This is a genomic window from Streptomyces sp. NPDC060184 (genome assembly GCF_042728795.1).
GTDB lineage: Bacteria > Actinomycetota > Actinomycetes > Streptomycetales > Streptomycetaceae > Streptomyces.
This window is the reverse complement of sequence record NZ_JBHWYX010000082.1, coordinates 1-10,786: the sequence shown is the minus strand read 5'-3', so window position 1 is coordinate 10,786 and position 10,786 is coordinate 1. Positions and strand designations below refer to the sequence as shown.

Annotated in this window: 11 protein-coding genes; 9 read left to right on the top strand and 2 right to left on the bottom strand. The window is 72.1% G+C overall.

Going from position 1 to position 10,786, the window contains the following annotated elements:
• Positions 1 to 122: 122 nt before the first annotated feature.
• Positions 123 to 1,175, bottom strand: coding sequence for a glycoside hydrolase family 43 protein (locus tag ACFWEE_RS32030; protein WP_386894659.1), 1,053 nt, complete (start codon positions 1,173 to 1,175; stop codon positions 123 to 125).
• 660 nt (positions 1,176 to 1,835) lie between these two features.
• Here ACFWEE_RS32030 and ACFWEE_RS32025 point away from each other — a divergent pair.
• Positions 1,836 to 2,333 carry a sortase gene (locus ACFWEE_RS32025; protein ID WP_386894657.1) on the top strand — a complete coding sequence of 166 codons (498 nt, stop codon included), beginning with the start codon at positions 1,836 to 1,838 and terminating at the stop codon, positions 2,331 to 2,333.
• A 91-nt stretch (positions 2,334 to 2,424) separates the two neighbouring features.
• On the top strand, positions 2,425 to 3,300 hold the full coding sequence (locus ACFWEE_RS32020; protein ID WP_386894655.1) for a class F sortase: 876 nt from the start codon (positions 2,425 to 2,427) through the stop codon (positions 3,298 to 3,300).
• 102 nt (positions 3,301 to 3,402) lie between these two features.
• Here the strand turns inward: ACFWEE_RS32020 and ACFWEE_RS32015 are convergent, their stop codons facing one another.
• Entirely contained in the window at positions 3,403 to 5,118 is a 1,716-nt protein-coding gene (locus ACFWEE_RS32015; protein WP_386894653.1) for an FAD-dependent oxidoreductase, read from the bottom strand.
• Between the two features lie 256 nt (positions 5,119 to 5,374).
• Here ACFWEE_RS32015 and ACFWEE_RS32010 point away from each other — a divergent pair, with 256 nt between their 5' ends.
• The 7 genes from ACFWEE_RS32010 (at position 5,375) to ACFWEE_RS31980 (ending at position 10,736) form a co-directional block, all read left to right on the top strand.
• The gene (locus tag ACFWEE_RS32010) at positions 5,375 to 6,493 is read left to right on the top strand and encodes a TcmI family type II polyketide cyclase (protein WP_386894651.1); all 1,119 of its coding nucleotides are present in this window, start codon (positions 5,375 to 5,377) and stop codon (positions 6,491 to 6,493) included.
• Between the two features lie 72 nt (positions 6,494 to 6,565).
• Complete coding sequence (locus tag ACFWEE_RS32005) at positions 6,566 to 7,018, top strand: cupin domain-containing protein (protein WP_386894649.1); 453 nt, start codon at positions 6,566 to 6,568, stop codon at positions 7,016 to 7,018.
• Positions 7,015 to 8,283 carry a beta-ketoacyl-[acyl-carrier-protein] synthase family protein gene (locus ACFWEE_RS32000; protein WP_327174250.1) on the top strand — a complete coding sequence of 423 codons (1,269 nt, stop codon included), beginning with the start codon at positions 7,015 to 7,017 and terminating at the stop codon, positions 8,281 to 8,283. The genes ACFWEE_RS32005 and ACFWEE_RS32000 overlap by 4 nt, the downstream gene beginning before the upstream one ends.
• Positions 8,280 to 9,539, top strand: a complete 1,260-nt coding sequence (locus ACFWEE_RS31995) for a ketosynthase chain-length factor (protein WP_386894647.1) — start codon at positions 8,280 to 8,282, stop codon at positions 9,537 to 9,539. Before ACFWEE_RS32000 ends, ACFWEE_RS31995 begins: the two co-directional genes overlap by 4 nt.
• Before the next feature lie 17 nt (positions 9,540 to 9,556).
• Complete coding sequence (locus ACFWEE_RS31990) at positions 9,557 to 9,814, top strand: acyl carrier protein (protein ID WP_386894645.1); 258 nt, start codon at positions 9,557 to 9,559, stop codon at positions 9,812 to 9,814.
• A 1-nt stretch (position 9,815) separates the two neighbouring features.
• Positions 9,816 to 10,295, top strand: a complete 480-nt coding sequence (locus ACFWEE_RS31985) for an SRPBCC family protein (protein WP_386894643.1) — start codon at positions 9,816 to 9,818, stop codon at positions 10,293 to 10,295.
• Between the two features lie 120 nt (positions 10,296 to 10,415).
• The gene (locus ACFWEE_RS31980; RefSeq protein WP_328723156.1) at positions 10,416 to 10,736 is read left to right on the top strand and encodes a TcmI family type II polyketide cyclase; all 321 of its coding nucleotides are present in this window, start codon (positions 10,416 to 10,418) and stop codon (positions 10,734 to 10,736) included.
• Positions 10,737 to 10,786: the final 50 nt, after the last annotated feature.

The window sequence follows — 10,786 nt, the reverse complement described above, 5'->3', positions numbered from 1 at the left end:
CTTGTCTTCCTTTTTTTTTTAATCAGAGTGTGCTGGGGGGGGTCCTCCCCGCCGTGCCACCCCTGCCCCCGCAACACCGGGGGGCGCCCCCCCGGGGGTGGCCGCCCGCGCTCGACCGCGTCTCACTCGAAGAACTTGAGGCTCCAGCCGGTGTCCGAGGTCGCTCCCGGGACGTTCGCGCGGCTGTAGGTCGTACCGCCCCACCAGCAGAAGGTGCCGGTGTACCAGTACCGGTTGCCCCACGAGTACGCCGTCCCCTTCGCGACCGCGTGGAACATCAGCGGGAACCGCGGTCCGGCCGGCGGGCTGGTGTTGATGTCGCCGTCCAGCAGGACGAAGCTGTGGTGCCCCGGACCGTTCACCTGCAGGGTCGGGTCCCAGCCGGCCATCATCGTCGAGCGGTTCGATCCGAACAGGCACCCGTTCGACTTGTACCAGTCCCACACGTACGTGGGGTCCCCGCCGGCTCGCAGCCGCAGCTCGCCCAGGCAGTACTGGTCGCTCCAGCTGCCGTTGGCCGAGTACACGATGTGCAGCTGGCCGTTCGGGTCCTTGATCGCCTCGGGTGCCTCGTTGATGAACGGGTTGCCGACGACCCGCTCCCAGCTCTCCCGGGGCTGCGAGATGACGTAGCGCGCACCGGTCGGCGTGGTGGGGCTGCTCATCCTGGCGATGTAGAGGTTCTGCTCGACGTTGGTGTCACCGGCCCAGCCGGACCAGACGAACCAGCGCTGTCCGTTGAAGGTGAACATGGTGCCGTCGATGGCCCATTTGTTGTCGGGCAGGGCGAGTTGGGTCTCGCCGGAGTACCCGCTGTCGGGGGCCGCCGAGCTGATCACGTACATCCGGTGCGCGGCGCCGGTCCCGGCCGTGAAGTAGATGTAGTACCGGCCGCCGTCCCGTACGACCTCCGGGGCCCAGACCTCACCGAGGCCCCGGGTGTCGGACCAGACCTGCCGCGCGGGTGCGGAGGCAAGGGCGGCCGTCGACGACGCCTGGCGCACGGCGATGCCGCCGCCGGTCGACTGCACGGACACATAGGTGGAGTCGACCCGGATCACGCTCGGGTCGGCGGCCCGCATGCTCGTCTGGGCGGCCCGGGCGGGCTGCGCCGACGACACGGACATCACGGCCGTGAGGACCCCTGCGAGGACAAGGGCGGCAAGGCCGTACATTCGGCGGATTGGATTCATGGTCCCGTTCCACGGTTCGCCTCCGTTTCGACACCGGACGGGAACCGGCAGAGGAACGCCGGACCGCGCACGGCATCCGGCCGGGACCGCTTCGGAGGACGCCGCAGGGGCGGCTCCGGCCGTCGAACTCCCCCCACCACCGCGCTCCCCCACTCACCCGCTGAGAGCGCTCTCACAGCATCGAGAATGGGCTTGCACATGTCAATAAGCGGGGCGGGTGGGTGAAGCCGGCAGCCCGTCCCACGGCCCATCAGGTGGCGGACCGTCGGGAACCGTCCGCAGGGCTGCACGACCCCCGCCCGCCCTCGGGCCCCGCCCCCGCCGCGCACTCAACTACCGTTTCCCGGCACCGGACGCCGAACCCGCCCTCCGGGCGGACGGCGCCACTTTCGACCCACCAGGAATCGCGGGACACCCCTTAGCCCGTTCGCCGTCCGGGCCCAGCGGTCTCGCCCGCTCTCCCCCGCACGAGGATGACCTGCGCAAACGGGCAACCCGAGTCGGAACACGGGGCCTGACCGGGTGACAAATGGGCCCGCTCGCCGTGTTGCGGGGGTGACGGAGTGTCGGTTGCCTCGGACCCGGAGCACAGCGGAGGAGCCGCGCAGTCCGGCCGGGCCACGCTGTCGATGGAGGAACCTCATGCGCAACACACGCACCGGAGCGGGGATCTGTCTGGCCGTAGGCCTGATGGCCCTCGCGGCCCCCGCCGCCGTGGCCGCGGACCCCGCCGGTGAGCAGACCATTCACATCAGCCCGCGGAGCGCCTCTCCCGGTTCGCTGGTCACCGTCTCCACCCGGGCCTGCGGCAAGGAGACCTACGGCAAGGGGACCTCGGAGGCCGCGGGCGCGTTCCACCTCTTCGAGGGCGACCGCAAGGGTGTGCTCGTCGGCGAGTTCGAGGTGCCGGACGACGCGGAGCCGGGCACGGACACGGTCACCGTGAAGTGCCCCCCGCGCATCCGGATGACGGACACCTACCGGATCGCCGACCGCAGGCCCAGCGGCGGGGTGGCCGCCGGATTCAGCGTCCCGGTGAACCACGGCGCGCAACTGGCCGCGGGCTCCGTGCTGCTCGCCGGGGCGGCGGCCGGGGCCGTGTTCAGGATGCGCCGCCGGGCGGCGTCGGCCCGCGACTGACCGTACGGCACCCGTCCGCGCGCCCCGCATCCCGCCGTGCTCCGGGGCGCGCGCCCGTACCACCCCACCCGCCGCGAGCAGAGGACACGCGATGGAAACCGGGCGCAGTGCCAACACCCCGCCCCAGTCGTTCCCGGCGGTCAAACACCTCGTCTGGGCCGTGGTGGCGGGTACCGTGCTGGTGGTCAGCGGCCTGCGGGACGACCGGCCGCCGCAGCCGCCCGGCCCACCGGCCGCCGCCGCACCCCGGCCGTCCTCCGCCGCCCCGCCGCCCCCCGCCGCGCCCCCGGCCTCCGTCTCCGCGGGCCCGGTGTACATGGTGTCGCGCTACCCGGTGCGCCTGCCGCCCTCCCTCGTACGCCGCTCCACCGCGCCGCCGGTGCTCCTCCCCCGACTGCCCGTCCGGCCGGCGCCCCTGCGGCCCCTGCCGGTGGGTCCCCGCCCCGTGCGGGCTTCCGGACGTCCGCTCCCCGGCCTCACGGCCCCGGCGTCCCCCGCCGTACGGCCGCTGCCGCCGTCCCCGCCGGTACGGCTGCGGATTCCCGTGCTCAAGGTGGACTCGCCGATGATGGGGCTGGGCCTCGACGCGTCGGGCGCGTTGAAGCCTCCGCCCGACGACAACCCGGTGCTCAGCGGCTGGTACGCCGACGGGACGGTGCCGGGCTCGGTGGGGACCGCCATCACGACCGGGCACGTGGACACCAGGCTCGGGCCCGGCGTCTTCTTCCTGCTGGGGTCCCTGCGCAAGGGCGCCACCGTCGAGATCGTCCGGGCCGATCGGACCACCGCCGTGTTCACGGTGTACGCCGTCGAGGCCTACAGCAAGAAGGACTTCCCGGACGAGAAGGTCTACGGCCCGTCGAACCGGCCCGAGTTGCGGGTCATCACCTGCGGTGGCGCGTACGACAAGGGGTCGGGGTACCAGGAGAACGTCGTGGTCTTCGCCGCCCTGACCGGTTCGCGCTGAGGGTCACGCGGGAAGACGCGGCGCAGGGGCTGTCACGCACCGATCCCCGGCGGGCCGGGAGCCCGCCGGGGATCGGCGTTCGGTGGGTGCGGTGTTCGTGGATCAGGTCCGGTGGAGCAGAGCCGTCAGGACCCCGTACAGCGCCGTCTCAGGGTCGGGCGCAGCGCCCTGTGCGCGCCAGGCGACGAATCCGTCGGGGCGTACCAGCACGGCGCCGTCGGCGGACGTGCCGTGGACGGCTGCCCAGTCGGTACCGTCCTCGGACCGCAGATCCGCCTCGGTGCCGGACCCGATGGTGAAGGCGTCCAGCCGGATGCCCAGTCGCTTCGCCACGTGGCGGGCCGCGCCGCGCCACTCCGGGCTGTTCTCGTCGCAGAGCAGGACGAACGCCTGCTCGTAGAGGTCCAGCGTCGACACCCGCTCGCCGTCGCGGCCGAGCCACAGGTGCGGGGCGCGGGTGCCGGGCTCGCCCGTCAGGCCGACGCCCTCGGGCACGACCGGGAGGTCCGGGTCGGCGCCGAGGACCGCTCCGCGCACGTAGCGGTAGCCGAGGGCGACGGAGAGCATCCCGCCCTGCCGGCCGCCGCCCGGACCGCCGGGACCACCCTGTCCACCCGGACCGCCAGGACCGCGACCGCCCTGGCTTCCAGGTCCACCGGGACCGCCCTGGCCTGCGGGCGGCCCGGCGTACCCCGGGTGGCTGTGCTCGCCCGAGCGGGCCGAGGCGCGGGCGCTCGTGGCCCTGGCGACCGGGAGCCGCTCCGCCTCGTACGTGTCCAGGAGCTCCGGGCCGGCGGCCCCGCCGACCACGGCTGCGAGCTTCCACGCCAGGTTGTGGGCGTCCTGGATGCCGGTGTTCGAGCCGAACGCCCCGGTGGGGGACATCTCGTGGGCCGAGTCGCCGGCCAGGAAGACCCGGCCGGAGGCGTACCGTTCGGCGACGCGCTCGGCCGCGTGCCAGGGGGCCTTGCCGGTGATCTCGACGTCGAGCTCCGGGTCCCCGACCGCCCGGCGGATGTGCTCGGCGCACCGCTCGTCGGTGAAGTCCTCCAGCGTCTCGCCCCGGTCGGGCTGCCACGGCGCGTGGAAGACCCACCGTTCCTCGTTGTCCACCGGGAGCAACGCCCCGTCCGCCGCCGGGTCGGTGAGGTAGCAGACGATGAAGCGCCGGTCCCCCACCACGGAGGCGAGACGGCGGGAGCGGAAGGTGATGCTGACGTTGTGGAAGAGGTCGCCGGGGCCCGTCTGGCCGATGCCCAGCTGCTCGCGGATGGGGCTGCGGGGCCCGTCGGCGGCGACCAGGTAGTCGGCGCGCACCGTGGCGTGCTCCCCGGTCTCCCGGTCCTTCACGACGGCGGTGACCCCGTCGGCGTCCTGCTCGAAGGTGAGCAGTTCGGTGGAGAACCGCAGGTCGCTGCCCTGGTCGCGGGCGTGGTCGACGAGGACGGGTTCCAGGTCGTTCTGGCTGCACAGGCACCAGCCGCTCGGGCTGAACCGGGCGAGGCCGTTGCCCGGGTCGATCTCCTTGAAGAGCCATTCCTGGTCGTCGCCGGTGAGTGAACCGGCTTGCAGGATGCCGTGGTTGTCGGCGAGGACGGATGCCGCGTCGCGGATCAGCTGCTCGGCGCCGGCGGCGCGGAACACCTCCATCGTGCGGACGTTGTTGCCTCGGCCCCGGGGGTGGGTCGAGGTGCTGCGGTGCTTCTCCACCAAGAGGTGGTCGACGCCGAGCCGGCTCAGGAAGAGGGAGGTGGACAACCCCACCAGGGAGCCGCCCACGATGAGGACCGGCACGCGGTGGTCGACGCTTTCGTTCATTCGATTGCTCCAGCTCGGACGCAGGGGGACGCACTGTCCATGCCCTGGTCGGAGGGGTTGGGCGGGGCTTGTGCCGACGTCTCACCTGAACGGTTCATAAATCTGGCGCCGCCCGTACCAGCGTTCCACGATCGGTCGCGGGGAGCGGTGCGCGGGTCGCACGGGGCGGGACGCCACCCACCGGCAGGCAGGGACCTGCGCGACTTCACCGAAACCGGCCCACGACGGGCGGGAACGGGACAGGAGAACAGAAGCGATGACAATCCTCTCGGAACGGGTATCCCAGTCCGCCTTCGACGGTTCGAGGCTCCGGGTCATACTGCTCCTTGACCTGCACGACGGCGCCCAGAACCAGTTCCTGGAGGCGTACGAGCACATGCGCAACCAGGTCGCCTCGATCCCGGGACACATCAGCGACCAGCTGTGCCAGTCCATCGAGAACCCCTCGCAGTGGCTCATCACCAGTGAGTGGGAGAGCGCGCCCCCCTTCCTCGCCTGGGTGAACAGCGAGGAGCACGTGGCGACGGTGCAGCCGCTGCACAGCTGTGTGCGCGACACCCGTTCGCTGCGCTTCAGCGTGCTGCGGGAGACCGGGGCGGCGTTCGAGTCGACCCCCGAGCCCCTGCGGGGCCGGCTCCAGTCCGCGCCGCGCCTGGGCGACGGCGTCGTGCGCCACGCGCTCACCTTCACGGTGAAGCCGGGCACAGAGGAGATGGTCGCGAAGATCCTAGCCGACTACGACTCCCCGCAGGCCCGCGTCAACGAGAACACCCGGCTGCGCCGTACCTCGCTCTTCATGCACGGGAACCGCGTCGTGCGGGCCGTCGAGATCGAGGGCGACCTGATGGCGGCGCTGCGCCACGTCTCCCGCCAGCCCGAGGTCAGGGCCGTCGAGGAGGCCATCAACCCGTATCTGGAGCAGGACCGGGACCTGAGCGACCCCGACTCCGCCCGGATGTTCTTCACGCGGGCGGCGCTGCCGACCGTCCACCACGTGACGGCGGGCCGCCACAGTGCCGCGGACGTCCAGCGGCACGCGCTGTTCTACCAGGCCAAGGAGGGCTGCGGGATGGCGCTGGCCCGGCTGCTCGCCGGCCAGGACGAGGAGAACGCGGACGACGTCGCGAGCCCCATCGAGAGCAGCACGATCTTCCAGCGCGACGACGTCGTGGTACGGCTCCTCGAAGTGAGCGGCCCGCTCGACGCGCAGCCCACGCAGGCGCTGGGCATCGGCGGCGCCCGCAAGGCGGCCGTGCTCGAACGGCTGCTCGACAGCGGTGCGCAGGGCATGCCGACCAACGACCTGGAGGCCGCGCGCTTCCTCGCCCAGGCCGAGATGAGCCTGATCACCGACCGCCGGTCCGCCGAGTCCTGACGCGTCACCGGCAACGGGGGCCGGCCCCGGCCTGCCGTCACAACCTCCCAACGTGCCTGGAGAAAAGCAGCCATGACCATCCACCGGCATCGCATCGTGGATCTCAGCGAGACCCAGCCCAACCGCAGGCGCGGCGGCGACCTGCGCGCCGTGCTCACCCCGACCGCGGTCGGCGCCACCAGCGGCTTCATGGGGCTGGCCCTCGTCGACCCCGGTGACCGCATCGGCGAGCACTACCACCCGTACTCCGAGGAGTTCGTGTACGTCGTGGCGGGACACCTCGAAGTGGACCTGGACGGCGAGACGTATTCCATGCGGCCCGACCAGGGCCTGCTGATCCCGCCGCACGTCCGCCACCGCTTCCGCAACGTGGGGGACGTGGAGGCGCGCATGGTCTTCCACCTGGGGCCGCTGGCTCCGCGTCCGGAGCTCGGCCACGTGGACACGGAGGTCACCGAGGCGACCGCGGCCCCGGAGACGGCCGAGCGCGGAGCGCCGCCAGAACGAACGGGGGCGTCCTCATGACCCGCCGCGTGGCCGTCACCGGGGTCGGCGTCGTCGCACCCGGTGGCATCGGCGCCCCGGCGTTCTGGGACCTGCTCGCCAACGGGCGTACGGCGACGCGCGGCATCACCCTGTTCGACCCCTCGCAGTTCCGGTCGCGGATCGCCGCCGAGTGCGACTTCGATCCCGTCGCCCACGGTCTGGACGCGGAGCTGATCGCCCGTTCCGACCGGTACGTGCAGTTCGCGCTGGTGGCGGCCAGGGAGGCGCTGGGCGACGCCGGGCTCGACCTGGAGAAGGAGGACCCCTGGCGCATCGGGGTCTCCCTCGGGACGGCGGTCGGCGGTACCACGCGCCTGGAGCACGACTACGTCGCGGTCAGCGAGAGCGGCGCGCGGTGGGACGTCGACCACCGGTCGGCCGGCGCCCATCTGGAGCGGGCGTTCGCGCCGAGCACCCTGGCCTCCGCGGTCGCGGAGGAAGTCGGTGCGCACGGGCCCGTGCAGACCGTCTCCACCGGCTGCACCTCCGGCCTCGACGCGATCGGGTACGCCTTCCACTCCGTGGAGGAGGGGCGTGTGGACGTCTGCATCGCGGGGGCGTCCGACACCCCGATCACCCCCATCACGGTGGCCTGCTTCGACGCGATCAAGGCGACCTCGGCGAACAACGACGATCCGGAGCACGCCTCCAGGCCGTTCGACGCGCGCCGGGACGGGTTCGTGATGGGCGAGGGCGGTGCCGTCCTCGTCCTGGAGGAGCTGGAGCACGCACGGGCCCGCGGGGCGACCGTCTACTGCGAGATCTCGGGGTACGCCACCTTCGGCAACGCCTACCACATGACCGGGCTGACCACCGAGGGGCTGGAGATGGCCGAGGCCATCAACAGCGCCCTGGCGCACGCCCGGATCGACGGATCGCAGGTCGACTACGTCAACGCGCACGGTTCGGGCACCAAGCAGAACGACCGGCACGAGACGGCCGCGGTGAAGCGGGCCCTGGGCTCGCACGCGTACAAGGTGCCGATGAGCTCGATCAAGTCCATGGTCGGCCACTCGCTCGGCGCGATCGGAGCCATCGAGATCGCCGCCTGCGTCCTGGCCCTCAAGCACCAGACGGTGCCGCCGACGGCCAACTACGAGACCGCGGACCCCGAGTGCGATCTCGACTACGTGCCGCGCACCGCACGCCCCCTCAAACTGCGCAGCGTGCTCTCGGTCGGCAGCGGATTCGGGGGATTCCAGTCCGCCGTCGCCATGACCCGCTCGGGCGGGAGGACCACATGAGCACTCGGGCAGCCGACGCGCGTCGCACCTCCGTCATCACGGGGATCGGTGTCGTCGCCCCCAACGGGACCGGCGCCAACGCCTTCTGGAAGCAGACCCAGGAAGGCGTCAGCGTCCTCGACCTGGTCTCCCGCGAGGGCTGCGAGAACCTCCCGCTCAAGGTCGCCGGCGAGGTCAGGGACTTCGACCCGGTCGCCTTCATCGAGGAGCGCTTCCTCGTCCAGACCGACCGCTTCACGCACTACGCGATGGCCGCCGCCGATCTCGCCCTGAGCGACGCGCGGCTCGGCCGCGCCGACTACGAGGGCGCGCCGTTCAAGGTGGGCGTGGTCACCGCCGCCGGTTCGGGAGGTGGTGAGTTCGGCCAGCGCGAGCTCCAGCGGTTGTGGGGGGAGGGCTCGCGTTTCGTCGGCCCCTACCAGTCCATCGCCTGGTTCTACGCGGCCAGCACCGGTCAGATCTCGATCCGGGGCGGCTTCAAGGGGCCGTGCGCCGTCGTGGCGAGCGACGAGGCCGGTGGCCTGGACGCGCTGATGCACGCGGCGCGTGCCATCGGGCGGGGCACGGACGCCGTGGTGGTCGGTGCGGCCGAGGCGCCGCTCGCGCCGTACTCGGTCGTCTGCCAGCTCGGCTACGAAGACCTCAGCCTCTGCGACGAACCCACCCGCGCGTACCGGCCGTTCACCGCGGACGCCTGCGGCTTCGTCCCGGCCGAGGGTGGCGGCATGCTGGTCGTCGAGGAGGAGGCGGTGGCCCGCGAGCGCGGTGCCAGGGTGCGGGCCGAACTGGCCGGTCACTGCGCCACCTTCACCGGTGCGTCGCGCTGGGAGGAGTCCCGCGCGGGGCTGGCCCACGCGATCGAAGGGGCGCTGAGGGAGGCCGGCTGCGCGCCGGAGGAGATCGACGTGGTCTTCGCGGACGCGCTCGGTGTGCCTTCGGCGGACCGGGCCGAGGCGCTGGCGATCGCCGACGCGCTCGGCGCGCACGGACGCCGGGTGCCGGTGACGGCCCCCAAGACCGGGACCGGCCGTGCCTACTGCGGCGCGCCGGTACTGGACACGGCCGCCGCCGTACTCGCCATGGAGCACGGTCTGGTCCCGCCGACGCCCAACGTCTTCGACGTGTGCCACGACCTGGACGTGGTCACCGGGCGTGCGCGCCCCGCCGAACTGCGCACGGCGCTCGTGCTGAGCCGCGGCCTGATGGGGTCGAACTCGGCCCTGGTGCTGCGCCGCCCCACCGACACCCCGCTGTGAGAAGGAGTAGTCCCCCCATGACCGCATCGCTGACGTACGAAGAACTGTCCGCCCTGATGAAGAGCGGCGCCGGCCTGAACGCCGACCCCTCCGAGATGGCGAGCCGTCCCGACTCGGCCTTCGAGGAGTACGGCCTGGACTCGCTCGGTCTGCTCGGCATCGTGGCCGTGCTGGAGAACCGCTACGGACACGCGCTGCCGGCCGACGCCGATCAGTGCAAGACGCCCGCCGAGTTCCTCGACCTGGTCAACAACACCCTCGTGACAGGAGCCTGACGTGCCCGGACACACCGAGAACGAGATCATCATCGCCGCTCCGCTGGACCTGGTCTGGGAGACGACGAACGATCTGGAGAACTGGCCGCAGCTGTTCAGCGAGTACGCGGCGGTCGAGGTGCTCAAGCGGGAGGGGCAGAAGACGACGTTCCGCCTCACCATGCACCCCGACGACAACGGCAAGGTCTGGAGCTGGGTCTCGGAGCGCACCACCGACCGCCCGGGACGCAACGTGCAGGCCCGGCGGGTCGAGCCCGGCCCGTTCCAGCACATGGACATCCGGTGGGAGTACACGGAGGTCCAGGGCGGTACGCGGATGCTCTGGCGGCAGGACTTCGCGATGCGCCCGGACGCCCCCGTCGACGACGCGTGGATGACGGACAACATCAACCGCAACTCCCGCGTCCAGATGGAGCTGATCCGCGACAAGATCGAGCAGCGCGACCGCGAGCGCCGCGCCGCCTCCGTACCCGCCAACTAGTCCGTCGGCCGGGAGGGTTCGCCGCGCGCCGGTGGGCCTTCCCGGCCGCGGTGCTGTCGCCGCTTCGGCCACGCACACCCCTCTCGCCCTCTCGCCCCTCGCGCCCCGAAAGGCAGCCAGATGCACCACGCTCTGATCGTCGCCCGGATGGCTCCGGGTTCGGCCCCGGACATCGCGAAGCTGTTCGAGGCCTCCGACAACACGGACCTCCCCCACCTCGTCGGTGTGCACAGGCGCACGCTGTTCCAGTTCGGCGACGTGTACCTGCACCTGATCGAGTCCGACCGCCCGCCGGGCCCGGAGATCGCCAAGGTGACGGAGCACCCGGAGTTCAAGGCCATCAGCGACCGGCTCACCGCTTTCGTGAGCCCGTACGACCCGCAGACCTGGCGCGGTCCGAAGGACGCGATGGCCCAGCCGTTCTACACCTGGCAGCGGTAGGGCTCCGCCACCGCACGGCGAAGCGCCCCGGGTCCGGCACCGACGTGCCG